Source organism: Collinsella sp. An307, assembly GCF_002161805.1.
Classification (GTDB): Bacteria; Actinomycetota; Coriobacteriia; order Coriobacteriales; family Coriobacteriaceae; genus Coprousia.
In genome coordinates this window covers 247,708-269,503 of record NZ_NFIP01000001.1, presented here as the reverse complement: position 1 = coordinate 269,503, position 21,796 = coordinate 247,708, and the positions used below count along the sequence as shown (strand labels likewise).

Genomic DNA, 21,796 nt, shown 5'->3' with positions numbered 1-21,796 from the left:
GTTGCGGCAACCGTTCGCCGAATCACCCACCCTAGTCGGTCGGTGCGCTCCTAAACGTATAGTTGTCGGGCACACGAACGTTGATGTAGGTGACGCCCTGCTGCTGCTCTAGCAGGCGCGTGACGACCCGCTCCTTGGTCTCGATGTCGTCGGGTGCGCCAAGCGAGACCTCGATGCCGGAGTCGAGATAGGCGGTGATCGCATCAACCGAGGGCAGAGACAGGCTCTGGATCTGGGCGATGAACTCGGGCGAGAAGCCGTTCGCATAGGCAAGACCGGCGAGCACGACCTCAGAGGACACTTCACGTCCCGTAGAGGGCTCCACGTCGGTGGGAACATCCGTGAAGAGAATCGCACCGTCTTTGCGGGCAAGAGCGTGCGCCGCGTCTGCCCCCGTGAGCGTCTGTCCGCCCTCCACGGTGCCTTCGACCACGTTACCCTCGGCATCGGTCGAGACGGAGAGCGATACCGGCGCGATCCAGTTTCCGTCGCTGCCGATGGCCCAGGCGATATCGTCGGCGGGGATGTAGACGATGGCGGCGACCGTGCGCTCCTCGGGCTTGATACGCAGGGTATGCGGGAACTCGCGCTCGATGGAGACACCCGTCACCCACGGGTTCTCGGAAAGCGCCTCGGTGATGGCATCGGCGTTAACGTTGAAAAGCGTTGTGCCGCTGGGGATGGTGACCAAGCGCTGAGCCGCCTCGGTGGAGACGTGCTCGCTCCCCTCGATCACCACGTCGGTTGCGGCAAAGACAGGCGAGTTGACGAGCACCACGCCGCCGACGCCGAGCACGAGCGCGCAGGCGACGACGATGGCGATGACCTTGCCGGAGGCAAAGCTGCCTATCGCATGAGCGATTCCCGCGAACACCGCCCCGATGCGCCCGAGTAAGGAGGCGGCCTTGCCGGCGGGCGCCGGCTTGGCAGGAGCGGCGACCGTGGTAAGCGGCTTCATGCGGCGCTGGGGCTTCTTGAGTGCCGCAACGGCGGGAGTGGAGAGCTTGGAGCCGATGGGCTTTTGAGCAGCGGGCTTCTGCTTGAGGGGCTTGGCCGCAGGAGCACTCGCCCGCTTGCGCATAACCGGCTTGCCCACGCGCGTGCGGGCCGTATAGGAGGAAATGGGCTTTTTTGCCTGGCGCGGCACAGGCGCGGGAGCTGCCTGCGGGCGCGGGGCGCTCGCCTTGGAACCGGCACGACGGAAGGTGGGCTTCGAGGCCTTAGAAACCGAGGAATTTGACTTCCGGTTGGAGCTCGACGCCATACGCCTTTCGTACCTCCTCATGCACCTTCTTTATGACCGCCGCGACATCCTCGGCGCGGGCGGTTCCCGTATTGACGATAAAATTACCGTGAATCGGCGACACCTCGGCCCCGCCCACGGAAAAACCCTTCAATCCACAGTCCTCAATCATCTTTCCCACACTCATGTCGGGCGGATTCTTGAAGACCGAGCCGCAGCAGGCACTGCCGAGCGGCTGCGATTTGCGACGGCGGTCGAGCGAGCGCTCCATGCGGGAGCGAATCTGCGCCTTGTCGCCGGGGGCGAGCTTGACCGTTGCCTCGAGGACGATCTCGTCGCGCGGGAGCGTGCAGGACCTATACCCCCAGAAGACATCGTCGTGGCTGTAATGACGCAGGCCCACGCCCGGCTTCAGGGTGAGCACGTCCTCGATGACCGACCCCATCCACTCGGTGCGGGTGCCCGCGTTCATGGAGACGGCACCGCCCACCGTGCCGGGGATGCCCACGGCAAACTCAAGGCCGGTGAGACCGCGGGATAGCGCCTCGTTCACCAGGCGCGCCAGGATAACGCCCGCGCCCACCGTGAGCGTGACGCCGTCGTCTGCGCAGATCATGCGCGAGAACTCACGGCCGAGGGTCACGACCGCGCCACGGTACCCCTCGTCTGCAACGAGCAGGTTGGACCCCTTGCCGATGATGACCCAGGGGACATCCTCCTCGGTGAGCACATCGAGCGCGCGGCGCAGCGCGTGGTAGCTGTGGCACACGAGGAACAGGTCGGCCTTGCCGCCGATACGGTAGCTCGTATGGCGCGCCAGGCTCTCTTGCTCGATAAGGTCGGTGTCAGCGGCACCCGAGAGCGCCATGACGGCGTTGAAGAGGCCCATCGTGCTTAGGCTTCCTTAGACGAGAGATAGGAGATGAACTCGGGTCCGACCGTGGTCACGTCGCCCGCGCCCATGGTGAGCAGCAGATCGCCCTCGTCGACGATGCGCGCGAGCTCCTCGGACACCGCCAGGCGGTCGGCGATGTAGTGGACCTCCTTGCCCGGATGGCGCTTCTCCACGAGGTCGGCGAGCATCTTGCTCGTCACACCGGGGATGGGCATCTCTCCGGCGGAGAACACGTCGATGAGCACCAGGCGGTCCGCGTCGGCAAAGGCATCGGCAAAATCGTCGGCAAACGCCTGAAGACGCGAGTAGCGGTGCGGCTGGAACACAACGTCGACATGGTTGTAGCCAAGAGACTTGGCGGCAGTAAGAGTTGCACGGATCTCGGTGGGATGGTGACCGTAGTCGTCCACCACGGTCACGCCGGCGACCTCGCCCACATGGGTGAAGCGGCGGCGGACGCCCTCAAAGCTCGAGAGGGCGCGGGCGGCGGAGGCGATGTCGAGGCCGAGTACGTCCGCCACGATAATCGAGGCGGTCGCGTTCAGCAGGTTGTGGCGACCGGGGTTGTTGCGGATCTCGATATCGACCGAGCGGTCGCCGGGAAGACGGACTGCGGCGGCGTTGGCAATGTTCTGTGCATGGGCGTGCGGCGTGCAGACGACGTCGTTGCCCTCCTCAAAGCCGTAGGTGACAACGCGGCGGCCTGTGCTGCGCGCAAGCTCGGCCAGATGCGGGGAATCGCCGCAGACGATCACGGTACCGTCCTCGCCCACGAGGCTCATGAAATCGGCAAAGGTGCGCTCAATCTCCTCAAGGGAATTGTAGTGGTCAAGATGGTCCGCCTCGACGTTGGTAACGACCGCAACGTTGGGGTTGAGGTAGAGGAAGGAGCTGTCGGACTCGTCCGCCTCCGCAACAAAGTAGCGACCGTGGCCGTTCTTGCCGTTGGTGTCAAAGCCCTCGACGATACCGCCGATGAGGAAGCTCGGGTCCTCCCCCATGCGATCGAGCATGGTGGCAACCATGGACGAGGTCGTGGTCTTGCCGTGCGTGCCCGCCACGGCGACGGTGGTGTAGCCCTGGCCGAGTGCAGAGAGCATCTTGGCGCGGGGCCACACGGGAATGCCGAGCTCGCGCGCACGGGCGAGCTCGGGGTTGGTCTCGGGGATAGCGGTGGAGACGACCACCACGTCGGGGCTCACCTCGTCGATGGTGGAGGCGGTGTGACCGATGTGGATATCGACGCCGGCGCGCGTGAGCTGGCGAATGTAGCGCGAGGTCTTGAGATCAGAACCAGAGACCGCAAAACCGCGCTCGTGCAGGACGAGCGCGATACCGCTCATGCCCGCACCGCCAATACCAATGAAATGGGCGCGCTTGAACGAGGGCGCTGCGGACGAGGTCGGGGTGTCTGCCATGCGTATGCTCCCTAAAGAGGCTGGTTGTATCAGCTTGTTACTTTAGCGCAATTGTAAAGGGTTGGCGAGGAGGGTCATGGAGGTTCAACGCGGGTTGTGTGGCACGGCGCAGCTCAAGACCATATGTCGCATTGAGTTGCCTAGGTACACACGATGCCTTCTCGTCAGCGGGCGATGCGCTCCAACTCGTCCGCCAGATGCTCGGCTGCCTCGGCTTGGTTGAGACCGCGGGCCGCCTCATGCATCTGCGCGCGGCGGGCAGGGTCAGCGATGAGGCCCAAAAGCTCGTCTGCAAAGGGACGCCCGTCGATGTCAGCGTCCTTGAACATAACGGCGGCGCCGGCGTCGGTAAGCAGATGCGCATTGGTGGTCTGATGGTCCGCCGTGGCAAAGGGATAGGGCACCAGCACCGATGGTACGGCGAGCGCCGCAATCTCGGCGATCGAGGACGCGCCGGCGCGGGAGAGGACAAGGTCTGCCGCAGCGAGCACATCTCCCATGCCCTCGATGTAGCTCTGGACGCGGTAGCGCCCTGCCTCCTCGGGCGTGAGGGCAAGTGCGTCGCGCGTTGCCTCGAAGTCGTCTGCGCCCGTGGAGTGCAGGATGTGAAGGTTAGGGATTGCGAGGAGCTCGTGCTTGAGCGATGCCATGCGCTCGTTCAGGTGGTGTGCCCCGAGCGAACCGCCAAAGACCACCAGAAGCGTCGCGTCCTCGGGTACGCCCAGGGCGGCACGACCGCGGGCACGGTCACCATCGAGCACCTGACGGCGCACCGGATTGCCCGTGAAGCGGATGGCATCCTCGTGGGCACCCGCACGGCAAAAGACGTCCGCCACGCTCGGTTGCGCGATGGCGATGAGCACCGCGTCGCGGGCCGTCTGTTTGTTGGCAAGGCCGGGCACCGAGTTCTGCTCGTGCAGGGCAATGGGGATATGCAGGCGCTTGGCCGCGCGCATGAGCGGGAGCTCCACGTAGGCACCAAAGCCTATGGCAACGTCGGGCTTAAGGGCAGGGTCGTCGCGAAACGCCTTGGCCAGGCGACGCTCCTCGTGTGCGAGGTGCGCAAGCGCCGTGGCGAGCGTCCAGGGCCGCTGGCGGTCAAAGCCCGTCACATGGACCGGGAAGAAGTCAAAACCAGCCTCCGGGACGAGCCTGCCCTCGAGCCGGCGCTCCTCGCCAAAGAAGCGGACCTCGTGCCCGCGTTCACGTAGGCACTCGGCAAGGGCGAGAGCGGGATTCACATGGCCTGCAGTGCCGCCGGCAGCAATCGCTACGCGCAGCTTATCTGTCATATCGACTCCTTCCGCGCTGCCCGCCTCCGCGCGGGCCCGGGTTGCGGTCCCGGTCGCGCGTACGCAGGCGCTCGGCCGGATCGTAGTCCAAGTTTATCCGTTCGTAGCCGCCCGCAGGCGCCTGAGAGCGGCCAAAGCCGCGAGCGGTCGAGCCAAAGCGCGTGCTCGGCGCCGGGCGCTCGGCACGGCCCGCAGGGTAGGACGCGCCGGCACTGCCGTCCACCACCGTAAACGCAGAGCTTCGCTCCGAGCGGCGGCGCGCGGGGCCGGCGGTGCTGCCCTCGATGCGCCCCGCGGGCGCAGCATACGCATCGGCGGGATACCCCTCGGCGGCAGAGCGGCCCTCCCCCACCACGCTCATGTGCGAGCGGCGCACGTCGTGCACGGTCACGGGGTTGCTCTCGAGCGAGACCCGCATGACAAGGCCCGCCACCGCGAGCATGGCGATCATGGACGAGCCGCCGTAGGAGATAAAGGGCATGGTCTTGCCCGTCATGGGCGTGACGCCGAGGATGCCGAGGGCGTTCACGAGGAACTGCAGGAAGATGATGACGCCGCAGCCGTAGGCGATAAGGCGTCCCTGCACCGTGGGCGACTGCTCGGCGATCTTGAAGATGGCGACGACCATGAGCGCGTAGACCGCAAAGAAGATGAGCATGCCAAAGAAGCCGAGCTCCTCGCCGATGATGGCGAGGATGTAGTCGTTGTGCGCCTCGGGGAGGTAGTTGTACTTCATGGTCGAGTTACCGATACCGCGGCCAAAAAGCCCGCCCGAAGCAAACGCCATGATAGCGAGCACGGCCTGATAGCCGGTGTCGTAGGGGTCCTCCCACGGGTCGCTCGCCATGCGCGCCATACGGTAGTCGGCAGACACGATGAAGATGATGGTCGCGAGCACGCCCACCACGAGCACGGCGCCGATTACCTTGTAGGAGAAGCCGGCGAAGTAGCACATCGCAAACACCGTGCCGGCGATGATAAGGCAGCTGCCGAGGTCGGGCTCGAGGATGATGAGCAGAAGCGGCCCCGCCACGCAAGCGCCGAGCAAGAGGAGGAAGGTGGCCGTGTCGAGAGCCTCCATCTCGTAATACTCGTGGAAGATCTTTGCCGCCGTGACGATGACGACCGGCTTGACAAACTCCGAGGGCTGGAACTGCTGGCCTGCTATGACGATCCAGCGGGTGGCGCCGCCGCGCTCCTCGCCTACCAAAAGCACGGCAAGCAAGAGCACGAGTGCACCGATCCAGACGATCCACATGACGCCGGAGCGCATGAACTGCAACGGCACGGTGAGGCTGATCACCGCCATGAGCGCAAGGCCGAGGCCAATGAAGATACCCTGGCGGAAGAGGAAGTACGTGGCGCTCTCGTACTCCTTGAGGGCCTCCACGGCAGAGGCTGAGTACACCATGAGCAGGCCGAACGCGAGGATGGCGAAGAGACAGGCCAAAAAGACGAGGCGCGGGCGCATGATGCGCGCCGGCACGCCGGCGATGAGCTTCTCGCCGAGCGCGGAGTGCTCCGACTCGTCGCGCTTGCGGCGACGGGCGCGGACCTTCTCGCGGATACGGGAGGAAACGGAGCCCTGCTGGTTCGTTTGGGGCGCGGAGGCGGTGTCCGCGCCGGCTCTGCGTGTATCGGGCATGGTTTCCCCTTAGCGAGCGTCTTCTGCCGCGGCGAGCTCGGCCACGTAGGAGCGGAAGCGGTCGCCGCGCTCCTCAAAGCCCGAGAACTCGTCAAACGAGGCGCAGGCGGGCGACAGCAGCACCACATCGCCCGCATCGGCGAGCGTGCGCGCCACGTCGACGGCATCGATGAGGCCGTCTGCCTCGGCAAGATCGACCTCAGAGGAGCCCTCGGCATCGCGGAAGGCCTCGAGGAAGCGCTCGCGTGCCTCGCCGAAGCACACGATGGCGTGCACCGTGGAGGACATGACCGTGCGCGCGAACTCCTCAAGGGGCGTCCCCTTGTCGCGCCCGCCGGCAAGCAGCACCACGCGGTCCGAGGGAAACGCCGTGAGCGCCTTCTCGACCGCATCGGTGTTGGTGGCCTTGGAGTCGTTGTAGAAGCGCACGCCGCGGACCTCGCCCACCGGCTCGATACGGTGCGGGAGCGCGCCGAAGTCGCGCAGCCCCGAGGCGATCGAGGCGGCGTCCGCCCCGCAGAAGAGGGCGAGCGACGCGGCGGCGAGGGCGTTTTGCACGTTGTGGGCGCCGGCGATCTTGAGCTCGTCGATGGTGACAAGCGCAGTCTCGGTACCCGCCAGGCGCACGGTGAGCATCCCGTCGCGCACGAAGGCGGCGTCACGCGCGCCCGAGTCCGCAAGGCCGAGCTCAAGCACGCGGCGGCTGCCGTCGTCGATGATGGCGCGCACGTCGCACACGCCCTCGTCCTCGACGTTGACGACGGCGAGGTCGTCCATACCCATGTTGCGGAACATGCGGCACTTGGCACGGGCGTACGCCTCGTGGCTGCGGTGCCAGGAGAGATGGTCGGGCGTGATGTTGAGCAGCACCGCGGCATGCGGATGGAGCTCGGAGGAGGTGGCGAGCTGGTAGCTCGAGAGCTCGGCCACAAACCAGGAGCCGGGCGCGCGATGGTCGATGCGGCTCACCGGTGCGTCACCGATGTTGCCCACCGCGTCGGCGTCCATGCCGGCGGACTCCAGCAGGTGCGCGGTGAGCGCAGTCGTGGTGGTCTTGCCGTTGGTGCCCGTGATGCCGATCCAGCGCTCGGGCGAGAGGCGGAAGGAGAACTCGGGCTCGCCCATGATCTGGGTCGCGTGCGCGCTCGCGCTCGCAAAAAACGGCGAGAACTCGGAGATGCCCGGGCTCGCGACGCAGACGTCATAAGAGCCCGCGACCTCCTCGGTCGCGTAGACGCACGTTACGCCGGCGGCCTCGAACTCAAGCGTCTCGGGCGTGGGCGAGCTCTTGGCGCCGCCGTAGAGCGTCACCTGGGACACGCGCTCGGGGTGCGCGAGCGCCCAGCGGACCACGTCCTGGCCCGAGGTGCCCTGACCGAGCACAAGAAGATTCATGGTATTTGGAAGCGGCATATAAAACCCCCGTTAGCCGAGCTGGAAGAAGAGCGCAAGACCGAGGGCGCCAAAGGCGGCGGACACGATCCAGAACCGGATCACGACCTTGGTCTCGGCCCAGCCGAGTCGCTCGAAATGATGATGGATGGGCGCCATGAGAAAGACGCGCTTGCCCGTGGCCTTGAAGCTCACGACCTGAATCATGACCGAGAGCGTCTCGGCGATGAAAAGGCCGCCGATGACGAGCGAGACCACCTCGGTGTTGGTCATGATGGCCATGCACGCAAAGGCAGAGCCCAGCGCGAGCGAGCCCGTATCGCCCATGAAGATGCTCGCAGGATAGCAGTTGAACCAGAGAAAACCGAGACACGCGCCACCGCAGGAAGCGGAGAAGATGGCGAGGTTGACGTCGTTGTGCAGAAACGCGATGGCCGCCATGATGAGCATCGCAATCATGGAGGTGCCGCCCGCGAGGCCGTCGAGGCCGTCGGTGAGGTTGACGGCGTTGGAGAGGCCCGCGATGAGCAGCCAGGTGAAGATGACGTAGAGCCACGGAATCTCAAAAGGCGCGCCGCCGATGGCGATAGTGGTGGTGAGCACGCCCAAATCGATGGCAAAGCCGCCCGGGAAGCGCACCTCGGGTGCCACGTCGCACCAGTTCACGGCAAACAGGCAGAAGGTGACGCAGATGAGCGTGAGGCCGATCATCTTGGCATGCGGCGTGAGGCCGAGCGAGCGGCCGTGCGTGACCGAGGTGACGTCGTCTATGAAGCCGAGGAGCCCCGTGGCGAGCGTCGCCAGAAGCGTGAGCACGAGCTCTGCGGTGAGCTTGCCCATAAGCAGGCAGGAGACGGTGATGGCGAGCAGGATCACCACGCCGCCCATGGTGGGCGTGCCCTGCTTGACAAGATGGCGCTTGGGGCCGTCGGCGCGCACCTGCTGGCCGATGTGCTCGTACTTGAGGATGCGGATCCACAGGGGCATGAGCACGAGCGCCACGAGCGCAGCGATACCAAAGGCGATAAACGTCTGATAGGTCGGATAGGCGGGATTACCGAGCACGAGCGACCACTCCCTCCACGAAGCGCTCGAGACCGACGGCGTGCGAGCCCTTCACGAGGACGAGGTCGCCCGCAGCAAGGGCGCTCCCCCAGCGCGCGAGCGCCGCCTCGGGGGTCGGGACGCAGAAGATGGATTCGGCGGGCATGCCCATGAGGCGCGCGGCGGCGGCGATAGCCTCCGCATGCGGGCCGCCCACGCAGATGAGCAGATCGAGCTTCTTGGCGGCAGCGTAGGAGCCCACAAGACCGTGCAGGCGGTCGCTCTCCTCACCGAGCTCGCCCATCTCGCCTAAAACCGCGATGCGCGAACCCGTGGCGTCGAGCTTGCCGAGCAAGTCGAGGCCGGCCGCCATGGACTCGGGGCTCGCGTTATAGCAGTCGTCGATGATGCGCGCGCCCGAGGCGGCGTCACGCACCTGCTGGCGATGCCCCGTGATGGCGAGCTCGTGGAAGGCCTCGTCGATCTCATACTGCGGGATACCCATGCGCTTGGCGATGGCCGCGGCAAACAGCGCGTTCTGCACCGCCGGAAGCCCCGGGATGGAGAGCCCCGTGCGGTACTGCGAGCCGTTCTCGAGCATGATGTCAAAGCTCGCGCAGCCCTCCTCGTCAAGCTCGACAGCGCGCGCCGAAACGTCGTCGTCGGCGCTCATGCCGGCAAGCAGGACGTCGACGCCGGCGGGACGCGCGAAGTTCTCGATGATAAATGGGGTGAAGTCGTCCTCCCCCGAGAGCACGAGCAGGCTGTGGTCGCCCTCAAAGTTCACGTTCGAGGCGGGCATGCCGGCGAGGACCTCGGCCTTGGCGCGCGCGATGTTCTTGCGGCTGCCGAGCATACCGACGTGGCTCGTACCGATCTTGGTGATGACGGCGTAGGTCGGCTGGGCGCAGCGGCTCATACGCTCGATCTGCCCCGGGCCGTCCATGCCCATCTCGAGCACCATGACCTGCGTGTCCTTGGGCGCCGCAAGAATGGTGAGCGGCATGCCGATGAGGTTGTTGTAATTTCCCGCCGTAGCGTGCACGCGATAGCGCTTCGCGAGCGTGGTGGCGAGGATGTCCTTGGTGGTGGTCTTGCCGATGGACCCCGTCACGGCGATCACCGTGCAGCGCAGGCGCGAACGGTAGCCCTGGGCCAGGCGCAGCAGAAACTCTTCAGGGTCGTCGGCAACAAAGATCGCCGAGCCCTTCTCGCGCGCGAGGGCACGCTCCTCGTCGAGCGGCTCGCGCGTGAGCACGACCGCGGCCGCACCCGCCTCGAGCGCGCGGCAGGCAAAGTCATTGCCATCGACGCGCTCGCCGGGAAACGCTACAAAGATGCTGTCCTCTTGAACCAGACGCGAGTCGATCACACAGCCGCGGCACAGGCGCTCGCCGTCGCCCACAACGCCGCGGGCGCCGGTGACGCTCTCGATATACTTCACGGCAATCTCTACCATGAGCTCTCCTTGACCGAAGGCCCTTCCTTGCAACCCATCATTCTAACCGAGGCGCCGCCCTCGGTGGTGCACGCGGTGTGAAGCGCAGGGCTTAGCGCGTGCGGTCCACGCCCAGAACGGAGAGCGCCTTGCTCATGATGGGCACAAACGGCTCGCACGCCGCGTTCGAGCCGCGCGGAGTGCCGTCGAGCGTGATGTAGACGAGGACTTCGGGGTCGCTCGCGGGCGCAAAGCCCAAGAAGGACGACATGTAGATGTCCTCGGCGTAGCCGCCGCCCTCGGTGGCGCGCTGCGCGGTACCGGTCTTACCTGCAACGTCATAGCCCGGGATCTGGGCGTCGGTACCCGTTCCCTCGTCCACAACGGTCACCATCATGGAGGTCACCTGGCTTGCCGCCTCGGTACCGATGGCGCGCTTCTCCCCCTCGGTCCAGTCAACGCGCTCTCCGGCGCACGCCTGGACAAAATGGGGCGTGGTCATGACGCCGCCGTTGGCGATACCGCCGATAGCGCGCGCCACGCGCACAGGTGCGATGGCGATACCCTGGCCAAACGACATGGCGCCGAGGCTCGCGCCGTCGTACTCCTCGCGCTTGCGGATGGTACCGGCGCTCTCGCCGGGAAAATCGATTCCCGAGGGCGAGGTGATCTCGAATTCGTCGAGGTAGGCGGCAAAGTCATCGGCGCCGATCTTCTCGCCCACCATGACCATGCCCGTGTTGGACGAGCGACGCATGATCTCGCGCAGGGTCATCGTGAGGCCGTAGTTGCGGTTGTCGGCGTCACCCACCCAGTCGTCGCCCACCTTGATCTCGGCGGGAACGGCAAACTCGGTATCGGGCGTGACGATGCCCATGTCGATGGCCATGCCCGACACGATCGCCTTGAAGACCGAGCCCGGCTCGTAGGAGTCGGTCACGATGCGCAGGTTCATGTCGGCAGACGAGGCGTTGGCGAGGTCCGTCTGGTCGTAGGTGGGGTTGGAGCAGCAGGCGAGGATGTCGCCGGAGCGCGGGTCGGTGACGATGACCGAGCCGCTCTGGGCGTGCGAGCCCTCCACCGCCTGGGCGAGGGCCTCCTCCGCGGCCTGCTGGATGTCCATATCGAGCGTGAGGACTAGGTCGGCGCCGTCCTCGGCCTCGACCTTCTCGTACGCGCCGCCGGCAATGAACGAGCCGTCACGGGCGCGCTCGCGCACGATCCAGCCGTTGGTGCCCGTGAGCACGTCGTTGTACTGTTTCTCGAGGCCCGAGAGGCCGTCGTTGTCGATGTTCACCACGCCGATGACCTGCGATGCCAAACGGCCATAGGGGTACACGCGCATGATGGAGGGTTCGAATTCGATACCCGGGAGGTCGTGCTCGCCGAGCTCGGCGGCAAGTACCTCATCAACCTGGCGTTGAAGGTACACGAAGGTTTTATCGCGCGTGAGCTTCTCCTCCGCGTCCTCCGCGTCCATTCCAAGGACATCGACCAGAACCTTCACGGTCTTGTCCACATCCTCCACGAGCTTGGGGTTGGCGTAGACGTTCTCGCACTCGACGCTCTGGGCAATCACGTTGCCGTTGCGGTCGTAGATGGCGCCGCGCTTGGCAAAGAGCGTCTGGCTCGACACGCGGCGCTCGTCCGCGCGGTCGCGGTAGGTACCCGCGTTCACCACCTGGTAGTCCATGAGCTGGGCTATGCCCGCGAGCATGCCGGCGCCGAGCACCCCGAGCGCCACCGTGCGGCGCGGGATGTTCTCGTGCGCAAGATCGCTATGGAGGAGGTCTGTCTGCACGCCGCCGCGCCCGCGACCCGAGCCGCCGCGATAGCCGCCGGAACCGCCGCGGCCTCCCCCGCGGGGGGCGCCAGCGCGGTCGTAAGAGCGTGAGCGGTCGCCCCGTCCGTTGGGGCGACCGCCTCTCATCTGGTCATCTGAACCGTAGCGCCGACGCCCTGCGCCGTCGCCGGAATATCTGTCACGCGCCACGAGGGCTCCTTACTCTGCCGTCGATGCCGCAGCCGCGCCGGCCGCCGCGTCGCTCATATCGAGCGTGATGCGCGAGGCAGGCTCGACCATGCCGAGGGTGTCCTCCGCAAGGTCGCGAATGCGCGCATCGGCGCCGTAGACCGAGCGCATGACCTCGAGGTCGCCCGACTGGTCGCGCGCGGCGGTGAGCTCGTTCGAGACCGTCGCGTTGGCGTTGAGCTCCGCCGCCGTCAGGCTCGCGATACCCACGCGCGCCATGCCGATGGTGAACACGAGCGCCACAAGAACGGCAAACACCTTGAGGACGTGCGTGAAGGCAGGGCTTACGAGCTGGTTTGCCTCACGGCCCTGGCCGGTGTACACGTCAAAGCGCGGGCGCTCCTGGGTGCGCGGAGCGGGAGCTGCGGGAGCGTATGCGGGAACAGCCTGCATATCATAGGCGTAAGCTGCGTTTGTGGTGTGGTAACCCATGATATGCCGGCCTTCCGTCCCTCACGTATGGGTAGTTCGTTTATCGTTCGTTTACGGATCTGCGAGGCCGGGTCAGACGTTGTCGGGCGCCGTCAGAGGCGCTCGGCGACGCGGATCTTCGCCGATCTCGCCCGCGGGTTGCGCTTCACCTCATCGGCGCTCGCCACCAGCGGTTTTCGGGTTATGACTCTGAGCGTCGGCACGTTGCCGCAGACGCACACCGGAAGCTCCGGTGGGCAGGTGCAGCCCCGGCTCATCTCCTGGAAGATGTGCTTCACGATGCGGTCCTCGAGCGAGTGGTACGAGATGACGCAGACGCGCCCTCCCGGGTTGAGCCAGCGGATCGCCGCCTCAAGTCCCCTCTCGAGAACATCGAGCTCCCGGTTCACCACGATGCGGATCGCCTGGAAGGACTTCCGCGCCGGATGATGCCCGTGTCGGCGCGCCGCGGCGGGTATGGCCGCCTTGATCGCATCGACGAGCCCCACCGTGGTCTCGATGGGCTTCTCCTCCCGGCGGCGGCAGATCTCGCGCGCGATCTCACGCGCGTACTTCTCGTCGCCATAGCGGCGCAGGGCCCGAGCGATGTCTGCTTCGTCAAAGGTGTTGATGACATCAGCTGCGGTTAGAGTGTTGTTACTCGGGTCCATCCGCATGTCTAGGGGGGCGTCCTCGTTGTACGAGAACCCCCGCTCCGGGATATCGAGCTGCGGGCTCGAGACGCCCAGGTCGAAGAGAAAACCGTCCACACCGGGAATCTCGGCCGAGCACAGAAGCTCGTCAAGGTCGCCGAAGTTGCCCTTGAGGAGTTTTTGGGGGGTGCCGGGCGCCTCGCGCTCAAGGCGCTTGGATGCCGCCTCGAGAGCCATGTCGTCCTGATCGATCCCAATGAGAAGCCCCTCGGCTCCCACGGCAGCGGCCAACTTCACCGAGTGGCCGGCGCCGCCGAGCGTGCAGTCGCACACCGTGTCACCGGGTGCGAGCGAAAGCGCGTCGAGCACTTCCGGAAGCATTACGGGTTCGTGCCGATATTCAGGTGTCAACGTTCCCTCACCCATGTACGTGTCCTCTCCAAGGTGCCCGGACTAGTTGTCGAAGAAGTTCGCGACAACCTTGCGGACGTTCGCCTTGCGCGCGTCGTGCGTCGCACGATCCCAAACCACCAGGCGGTCGCCGTTACCGACGACGGTGACCTCGCGGTCGAGGCGTGCATCGGCGCGACACTCCTCAGGAAGACTGATGCGGGAGGCGGAGTCTATTTCAAGTGTGGTTGCCTCACCGTTCAGCCATTCTCTGACGGAGCGGTGCTCTTCGCTCGTCGGGTCGTACCCGCCCTTTGCTTCGAACACCGAGTCGAGCCAGACCTTGAACGTGTCCTCGGTGAACACGTACACGGCGTCGACCTCCTTTTCAGGAGCGTAGATGACCTTCACTCGCTCATCGAGTTCCTTGCGGAATGCAGGCGGAAGAGAAAGACGGCCCTTTGCATCGAGGTTTCGATTGTAAGAACCGGTCAGATACACCGCTGCACCCCCTTAGGCAATTCGTGGGCGAATGCGGGAGCCACCCCGCTGTCGACGCCATCCATTCTATAGGCTTTTCTCCCCCTCGCACCCCACTTTTTCCCATTTTCTCCCCCAACGCCCCAAATCGGTGTCTCAGCGGTCCCACCAACCACCATGCCCCACCCCACGAAACACAAGATATGGGGGTAGAGCACACAAAAGGCCCCCACCGGTCGTTAGGAGCCGGTGGGGGCAAACCTTCAAGCTAGGATTGAATCGAATTTCTGTTCGTACCTGCCGATTTGTGTCGAAACAAAGAAGGCGCAGGTGGCGCTCAGGGGGTCACTGTGGGTGCGCTAGGCGCGGGCGCGCGGATGCGCCGCCAGATAGACCTCGGTGAGCTGCGTGCGGTCGACGTGGGTGTAGATCTGCGTGGTGGCGATGTTCGCATGCCCCAGTATCTCCTGGAGCACGCGCAGGTCCGCCCCACCGGCGAGCATGTGGGTCGCAAACGAGTGGCGGAGTGTATGCGGGTGCAGTCCCTCTATACCTACGGCGCGCCCGTACCGCTCGCAGAGCGCATGGACCGTCTGGCGCGAGAGGCGCCCGCCGTTCTTGTTGAGAAAGACCGCCGAGGGCGTGGCGGAGCGGCGGGCGTGGGCGGCGAGCTCGGCGCGGGGCCCGTCGAGGTAGGCCGTGAGCGCGCGGCGCGCCGACCCCACCAGAGGGACGAGCCGCTCCTTGAACCCCTTGCCAAAGACCCGCACAAAACCCTCGTCAAGATAGAGATCACGCACATCGAGAGAGACGAGCTCGCTCACGCGCAGGCCGCAGCCGTAGAGGACCTCCAGCACCGCACGGTCGCGCGCGCCGGTAGCCGTGGGCGCAAAGGGCTGCTCCACCAGGCGCGCGGCGGCGTCGATTGAGATGAAGTCGGGCAGGCGCTCCTCTTTCTTGGGGAGCTTCACCGCCGAGGTGGGATGCTCGGTCGCCATATTCTCGCGCACCATAAAGGCGTGAAAGCCCTTGACGGCGGAGAGCGCCCGCTCGATGGAGGCGTCCGCATAGCCGCCGTCGCGCCGCGCCGCAACAAAGTCGTCCACGTCGCGGCGGCTCACGCGGTCGGGGTCTGCGATGCCTCGCTCAGAAAGAAAGTCGAGATAGGCGGACAGGTCGCGCCGATAGGCCGCAACGGTATTGTCGGAGAGGCCCCGCTCGACGGCGAGATAGGCCAGGTACTCCCCCGCCGCGCGCGAGAGCGGTGTGGCGGGGGGATTGTCCGACGCGCGGTGCGGCGCGCCCATGCTACTCGGCGTCCGCGGGGGCGTTCAGCGGGGTGACCTCATGGCGGTCCGTACCCTCGTGGCGCGCAACGGAGGCGCGCATGAACTCGCGGAAGAGCGGCTGCGGCTTGGTCGGGCGGCTCTTGAACTCGGGATGGGCCTGCGTGGCGACAAACCACGGGTGCACGTCCTCGGGAAGCTCGACCATCTCCACCAGGCGCTCGTCCGGGCTCACGCCCGCAATCACCAGACCGGCCGCCTCAAGCGTCTCGCGGTAGGCGTTGTTGAACTCGTAGCGGTGGCGATGGCGCTCGTAGACGAGCTCCTCGCCGTAGGCCTCGCGCGTGAGCGTGCCCTCAACAAGGCGGGCGGGGTAGGCGCCCAGGCGCATGGTGCCGCCCTTCTCGGTCACGTCCTCCTGCGAGCTCATGAGGTCGATCACGGGATAGGTGCAATCGGGCACAAACTCGGTCGAGTTGGCGTTCGCGAGCCCTGCAACATGCCGCGCGAACTCGCACACCGCCACCTGCATACCAAGGCAGAGGCCCAGGTAGGGAATCTTGTTCTCGCGCGCAAAGCGGGCTGCGGCGATCTTGCCCTCGAGCCCTCGGACGCCAAAGCCGCCCGGAACCACGATGCCCGACGCGTCGCCGAGCACCTCGGGGGCCGTCTCCCAGCTGAGCTCCTCGCCGTCCACGAGCTGCACGTCCACATGGCGGTCGAAGAAAATCCCCGAGTGGCGGAGCGCCTCGATCACCGAGAGGTAGGCGTCGGGAAGCTGCGTGTACTTGCCCACCACGGCGATCTTGACCGTGTCGGCGTGGCGGTTGGCGTGGTCCTGCTTCTCGAGGAAGCGGTACCAGTCCTCCATGTGGCGCTCGCGCGGCTCCAGGCCGAGGCGCTCGCATACGCGCAGGTCAAAGTCCTGGTCGGCGAGCATGCGCGGCACGTCGTAGATCGAGGAGCAGTCCTCGTTGGTAAAGACACAATCCACGTCGACGTCGCAGAAGCTCGCGATCTTGGCGCGGATACCGTCGTCGATCTCGTGGTCGCTTCTCAGCACAATGATGTCGGGCTGGATGCCGAGCGAGCGGAGCTCCTTCACGCTGTGCTGCGTCGGCTTGGTCTTGACCTCGTGCGCGGCGGAGATGTAAGGCACGAGCGACACATGGATGTAGAGAACGTTCTCGGGGCCGGCGTCCTTCTTATACTGGCGGATGGCCTCGAGAAAGGCCTGGCTCTCGATGTCGCCGATGGTGCCGCCGAGCTCGGTGATGACCACGTCGGAGCCGGTCTGCTCCTCGATGCGGCGGAACTTGTCCTTGATGGCGTTTGTCACATGCGGGATGACCTGCACGGTGCCGCCCAAGAAGTCGCCGCGACGCTCGCGCGCGATGAGGCTCTTGTAGATGGCACCGGTGGTGAAGTTGGAGTCACGGGTGAGGTTCTCGTCAATAAAGCGCTCGTAGTGGCCGAGGTCGAGGTCGGACTCATAGCCGTCCTCGGTGACAAAGACCTCACCGTGCTGGAACGGGCTCATGGTGCCGGGGTCGACGTTTAGGTACGGGTCGGCCTTCTGCATGGTCACCTTGTAACCGCGGCTCTTGAGAAGGCGCCCCAAAGACGCCGCCGTGATGCCCTTACCCAGAGACGATACGACGCCACCGGTCACAAAAATGTGCTTTGTCATATGTTGTACCTGCGCTTTCCCGCTTGGAACCTACTGTCCTTACGGGACTTAATCGTAGCACTCAACGCGCAGGCAAACGCTGAAGATTTACCGTTCACGGAAGCGAAACCCGTGAACGGTAACAACAGCCTAAAACGGTTACTTGTGGTAGTAGCCGCTGCGCTCGAACTTGGGCTCGCAGCACACGTTGATGCCAAGGCGCTTTAGGAGCGACTCGTCGGTCGCGGAGATGATGACCGAGAAGAACGCGTCGCAGCCGCGGAGCTTCGGCAGGCCGGCGAGCACCTGCGCGGCCACGTCGCTTGTGGCCGAGGTGATGGAGAGCGCGATGAGCGTCTCGTCCGGATGCAGGCGCGGGTTCTTGCTGCCGAGCTGCTGGGTCTTGAGGCGGCTGATGGGCTCGATGGCCTCGTTGCTGATGACCTCGAGCTCCATGTCCACGCCCGTCACGCTCTTGAGCGCGTTCATCATGAGCGAACTCGCCGCGCCGAGCCGCTCGGAGGTCTTACCGGCCACCACAGAGCCGTCGGGCAGCACCATGGCCCCCACGGGCGCCCCCGTCGTCTCCTCCTTGAGCAGCGCCGCCGAGCGCGCGGGCGAGAAGTCCTTCCCCACCCCGGCCTTCTTCATGATGAGCTTCAGCTTGTCGACGAACTCCTGGCCCGTGCCCGTGCGCTTGACGTTCACCGCCGCGGTGAAGTAGCGGCGCACAATCTCCATCTGGGCCGCCTCGCGGCAGGCCTCGTCGTCCGTGATGGCAAAGCCCACCATGTTGACGCCCATATCCGTGGGGCTCTGATAGGGGCTCTCCCCCATGATCTTCTCCATAAGGGCCTTCACCACGGGGAACGCCTCGACGTCGCGGTTGTAGTTGACCGTGGTCTCGCCGTAGGCCTCGAGGTGGAAGGAGTCGATGATGTTGGAGTCGTCGAGGTCGACGGTCGCCGCCTCGTACGCGATGTTCACGGGGTGCTTGAGCGGCAGGTTCCACACCGGGAAGGTCTCGAACTTGGCGTAACCCGCCTTGACGCCGCGCTGATGCTCGCGGTAGATCTGGCTGAGGCACGTTGCAAGCTTGCCCGAGCCGGGGCCGGGGGCCGTCACCACCACGAGCGGGCGCTCGGTCTCCACGAACTCGTTTTTGCCGTAGCCCTCCTCCGACACGATAAGGTCGATGTCGTGCGGGTACCCCTCGATGGGATAGTGCAGCTTGCAGGTGATGCCGAGCATGGAGAGGCGACGGCGGAACGCGTCTGCCGCAGGCTGGCCGGCGTACTGGGTGAGCACCACCGCAGCGACGGCAAAGCCGTTGGAGCGGAAGATGTCCGCCAGGCGCAGGACGTCCTCATCGTAGGTGATGCCGAGGTCGCCGCGGGCCTTGTTCTTCTCGATGTCGTTCGCGTTGATGGCGATGATGACCTCGACATCGTCCGCGATACTCTGCAGCATGCGGAACTTGCTGTCCGGCGCAAAGCCCGGCAGCACGCGGCTCGCGTGGTAGTCGTCAAAGAGCTTGCCGCCAAACTCGAGGTAGAGCTTGCCACCAAACTGCGCGATACGCTCCTTGATGCGCGCCGCCTGCAGCTCGATGTACCGATCGTTGCTAAACCCCTCGCGCATGCGGCGCTCCTTCCGGCTCTGTCCTCGGAGCGGTGCCGCCCCGTTTCAACCTAGCCAGTATAGCGGAGCGGCGCGGCGGAATGCCCGCACATCCCCATCTGCGCACAATCTCATATCGCTGCACGGATGCTGCGGGGTTGCGAACCTCGGCTTGCTTAGAAGCACGTGCCTCGGTTACTTGAGCGTTGCGTACATGACCGCCTTGATGGTGTGCATGCGGTTCTCCGCCTCGTCGAACACGCGCGAGCGCGGCCCCTCAAAGACCGCGTCTGAGACCTCCATCTCGGTAAGGCCAAACTCGTCGGCGATCTTGGCGCCCGTGGAAGTCTTGGTGTCGTGGAACGCCGGCAGGCAGTGCATGAAGATGCCGCCCGGCGCGGTCATGGCCATGAGCTCCTCGGTCACGCGGTAGGGCGAAAGCTCGCGGATGCGCTCGCCCCAGATCTCTGCCGGCTCGCCGAGCGAGACCCACACGTCGGTGTAGACCACATCGGCCCCGGTGCAGGCGGCAACCGGATCGGTCGTGAGCGTGATGGTCGCGCCGCTTGCAGCGGCGATGGGCTCGCAGGCGTCGATGACGTCGCGTGCGGGCATGCACGTCTTGGGCCCGCACGCCACAAAGTTCATGCCGAGCTTGGCGCACACCACCATGAGCGAGCGCGCCACGTTGTTCTTGGCGTCGCCCATAAAGACGACGGTCTTGCCCTTGATGTCGTAGTTGAAGTTCTCCTGAATGGTCAGGACGTCGGCGAGCATCTGCGTGGGGTGCCACAGGTCGGTCAGGCCGTTCCATACGGGCACGCCGGCAAACTTGGCGAGCTCCTCCACATCGTCCTGCGCAAAACCGCGGAACTCGATGCCGTCGAACATGCGCCCGAGCACGCGCGCCGTGTCGGCGATGGACTCCTTGTGCCCCATCTGTGAGCCGCTCGGGTCAAGATAGGTCACGCCCATGCCAAGGTCGTGCCCGGCGACCTCAAAGGCGCAGCGCGTGCGCGTGGAGGTCTTTTGGAAGAGCAGCACGATGTTTTTGCCCTCGAGGTAGCGGTGCGGCACGCCGGCGCGCTTCATATCCTTGAAGTTGCGGGAGAGGGCGAGCAGGTACTCGATCTCTTGCGTGGAGAAGTCGAGTAGCTTGAGGAAGCTCCTACCGGAGATGTTGACGCCCATGGAAGTCCTTTCTCGCCGCGGCGCTGCCGCAGGTACCAGATGCACGTTTTGACCCCGTCCCCAAATGCACCCAAATGCAGCATTGTGCCGGGGCCGGGTGGTCGGTCGCCCCATCGTAGCGGATGCGCGCGCGAGGGCACGCTGACCGCGCGGGCGCGACGCCAAGTGTTTACACGTCCGCCCGTTCAAAGGGCATGCTCATGCAGCGCGGGCCGCCCCGCCCGCGCGAGAGCTCGGCCGATTCCACCACCAAAAGCTCCATGCCCGCCTGCGCAAGCGCTTCGTTGGTGGCCACGTTGCGGTCGTAGACGCAGATGCGCCCCGGCGCCACGGCAAGCGTGTTGGAGCCGTCGCTCCACTGCTCGCGATCGGCGGCGATGGCGTCTCCCCCACCGCAGGGGATAAGCCGCACCGCGTCGAGCCTAAGGGTACGGGCGAGGATGTGCTCGAGGGTGTCGACCTCCTCGCGGATACGCACCTCACCCGGCACGGCACCGGGCGTGAGCGTAAAGACCTGGAGCGTCCCCACAATGGCGGGATGGATGGTGAAGGCGTCCACATCCACTTGGGTGAAGACGGTGTCCAGATGCATGAACGCGCGCGAGACCGGGATGTTGAAGGCCAAGATCCGCTCGACGGGGCTATCGGTATCCCAAAACATGCTCTGGGCGAGGACGTCGATCGCAGCGGCCTCGGTGCGCTCGGAGATGCCGACGGCGATGGTGTCGCGCGAGAGCACGAGCACGTCTCCGCCCTCGATATGAAATGACGCGCCGCGCCGGTAGTAGAGCGAAGCGTCCCGGTGGGCGGGATGGTACTTGAACAGGTACTTGCCGTAGATGCTCTCGCGATTGCGGACAGGCGAGTACATGCGGTTGAGGAGCACGCCGTCGCCCACCACGGCAAAGGGATCGCGGCAGAAGTAGAGGTTGGGCATGGGGTCCACCAGCAGGTGGGACTCCGACTCTGAGGCCACGAGCGCGTTCAAGGTGGCGCTGCTGCCCAAGGGAAGATCCACCTCGCGGCGCGCGATGCCCGCCATGGTCTTTTTCACGAGCTCACGGGTGTCGGTGATGGCGTCCAGAAGCTCGCGCACGGCCGTGGTGGCAACGTCGCCTTTGATGCCCGCCTCGCAGATCCACTGGGAGAGGAACTCCTCGCGCGCGCCCTCGACCGCGTCGAGCGCCTCGGCGACGAGCTGCTCCAGATAGAGCACCTCCACACCGGCGGCGCGCAGCGTGTCGGCAAAGGCGTCGTGCTCGCGCTGCGCCTCGGGCAAGAAGGGAACGTCGTCAAAGAGCAGGCGCGTAAGGTCGCGCGGGGGCAGGTTGGTGAGCTCCTCGCCCGGGCGGTGGAGCATGACCTTCTTGAGCTGCCCGATCTCGCTTCTCACATTGAGCCCGTTTGCCACGGAACCCGCCTCCCCATCTGACACCCCGCAGCCGCCGCACGCCGCAAGCGCTGCGCCTCGATGCTGTGTAAATCTACGTTAGTATACGCGCTCTACCGGGTGGGCGCACTTCCGGCGCACCTCGTCGCGCAGTGTGCCGCCCGTTGCCATCAACAACGAGCATCTGGGGATATTTTGCATGCACAACGTAAGGAGTTCATAAAGCCCCTTGCAAGCCGGCGACCGCGGCGCGGGCAGCGATTAAGATGGAGGTGTATGTCGATACCGCCTTGACGGCGAGAGAATA

General features: G+C 65.5%; 17 protein-coding genes. All 17 read right to left on the bottom strand.

Annotated elements, in window-relative coordinates; all coding sequences use genetic code 11:
• Positions 1 to 31: 31 nt before the first annotated feature.
• Positions 32 to 1,285 (bottom strand): FtsQ-type POTRA domain-containing protein, encoded by a 1,254-nt coding sequence (locus B5F89_RS01195; protein WP_239286614.1) that lies wholly within the window; start codon positions 1,283 to 1,285, stop codon positions 32 to 34.
• Entirely contained in the window at positions 1,221 to 2,132 is a 912-nt protein-coding gene (gene murB / locus B5F89_RS01190) for a UDP-N-acetylmuramate dehydrogenase (RefSeq protein ID WP_087429971.1), read from the bottom strand. Before murB ends, B5F89_RS01195 begins: the two co-directional genes overlap by 65 nt.
• A 5-nt stretch (positions 2,133 to 2,137) precedes the next feature.
• Positions 2,138 to 3,556, bottom strand: a complete 1,419-nt coding sequence (gene murC, locus B5F89_RS01185) for a UDP-N-acetylmuramate--L-alanine ligase (protein WP_087429970.1) — start codon at positions 3,554 to 3,556, stop codon at positions 2,138 to 2,140.
• Between the two features lie 164 nt (positions 3,557 to 3,720).
• The gene (murG, locus tag B5F89_RS01180) at positions 3,721 to 4,848 is read right to left on the bottom strand and encodes an undecaprenyldiphospho-muramoylpentapeptide beta-N-acetylglucosaminyltransferase (RefSeq protein WP_087429969.1); all 1,128 of its coding nucleotides are present in this window, start codon (positions 4,846 to 4,848) and stop codon (positions 3,721 to 3,723) included.
• Positions 4,838 to 6,493 (bottom strand): putative peptidoglycan glycosyltransferase FtsW, encoded by a 1,656-nt coding sequence (locus B5F89_RS01175; RefSeq protein WP_087429968.1) that lies wholly within the window; start codon positions 6,491 to 6,493, stop codon positions 4,838 to 4,840. The genes murG and B5F89_RS01175 overlap by 11 nt, the downstream gene beginning before the upstream one ends.
• Before the next feature lie 9 nt (positions 6,494 to 6,502).
• Entirely contained in the window at positions 6,503 to 7,906 is a 1,404-nt protein-coding gene (murD, locus tag B5F89_RS01170; protein WP_087429967.1) for a UDP-N-acetylmuramoyl-L-alanine--D-glutamate ligase, read from the bottom strand.
• 12 nt (positions 7,907 to 7,918) lie between these two features.
• Entirely contained in the window at positions 7,919 to 8,950 is a 1,032-nt protein-coding gene (gene mraY / locus B5F89_RS01165; RefSeq protein WP_087429966.1) for a phospho-N-acetylmuramoyl-pentapeptide-transferase, read from the bottom strand.
• Positions 8,940 to 10,388, bottom strand: a complete 1,449-nt coding sequence (murF, locus tag B5F89_RS01160; RefSeq protein ID WP_087429965.1) for a UDP-N-acetylmuramoyl-tripeptide--D-alanyl-D-alanine ligase — start codon at positions 10,386 to 10,388, stop codon at positions 8,940 to 8,942. The genes mraY and murF overlap by 11 nt, the downstream gene beginning before the upstream one ends.
• Before the next feature lie 91 nt (positions 10,389 to 10,479).
• Positions 10,480 to 12,360, bottom strand: a complete 1,881-nt coding sequence (locus B5F89_RS01155) for a penicillin-binding protein 2 (protein ID WP_343206315.1) — start codon at positions 12,358 to 12,360, stop codon at positions 10,480 to 10,482.
• Positions 12,361 to 12,369: 9 nt separating this feature from the next.
• A complete protein-coding gene (locus B5F89_RS01150; protein ID WP_087429964.1) occupies positions 12,370 to 12,831 on the bottom strand; it encodes a hypothetical protein in 462 nt (153 codons plus the stop codon).
• 92 nt (positions 12,832 to 12,923) lie between these two features.
• Positions 12,924 to 13,889, bottom strand: coding sequence for a 16S rRNA (cytosine(1402)-N(4))-methyltransferase RsmH (rsmH, locus tag B5F89_RS01145; RefSeq protein WP_087429963.1), 966 nt, complete (start codon positions 13,887 to 13,889; stop codon positions 12,924 to 12,926).
• A gap of 27 nt (positions 13,890 to 13,916) precedes the next feature.
• Positions 13,917 to 14,354, bottom strand: coding sequence for a division/cell wall cluster transcriptional repressor MraZ (locus B5F89_RS01140; RefSeq protein WP_087429962.1), 438 nt, complete (start codon positions 14,352 to 14,354; stop codon positions 13,917 to 13,919).
• 338 nt (positions 14,355 to 14,692) lie between these two features.
• A complete protein-coding gene (xerD, locus tag B5F89_RS01135) occupies positions 14,693 to 15,640 on the bottom strand; it encodes a site-specific tyrosine recombinase XerD (RefSeq protein ID WP_087429961.1) in 948 nt (315 codons plus the stop codon).
• Between the two features lies 1 nt (position 15,641).
• Positions 15,642 to 17,309, bottom strand: coding sequence for a CTP synthase (locus tag B5F89_RS01130; protein ID WP_087429960.1), 1,668 nt, complete (start codon positions 17,307 to 17,309; stop codon positions 15,642 to 15,644).
• Positions 17,310 to 17,447: 138 nt separating this feature from the next.
• Positions 17,448 to 18,929 (bottom strand): DUF1846 domain-containing protein, encoded by a 1,482-nt coding sequence (locus B5F89_RS01125; RefSeq protein ID WP_087429959.1) that lies wholly within the window; start codon positions 18,927 to 18,929, stop codon positions 17,448 to 17,450.
• 174 nt (positions 18,930 to 19,103) lie between these two features.
• Positions 19,104 to 20,099, bottom strand: a complete 996-nt coding sequence (gene argF, locus B5F89_RS01120) for an ornithine carbamoyltransferase (protein ID WP_087429958.1) — start codon at positions 20,097 to 20,099, stop codon at positions 19,104 to 19,106.
• Positions 20,100 to 20,268: 169 nt separating this feature from the next.
• Positions 20,269 to 21,510 carry an arginine deiminase gene (gene arcA / locus B5F89_RS01115; protein ID WP_087429957.1) on the bottom strand — a complete coding sequence of 414 codons (1,242 nt, stop codon included), beginning with the start codon at positions 21,508 to 21,510 and terminating at the stop codon, positions 20,269 to 20,271.
• Positions 21,511 to 21,796: the final 286 nt, after the last annotated feature.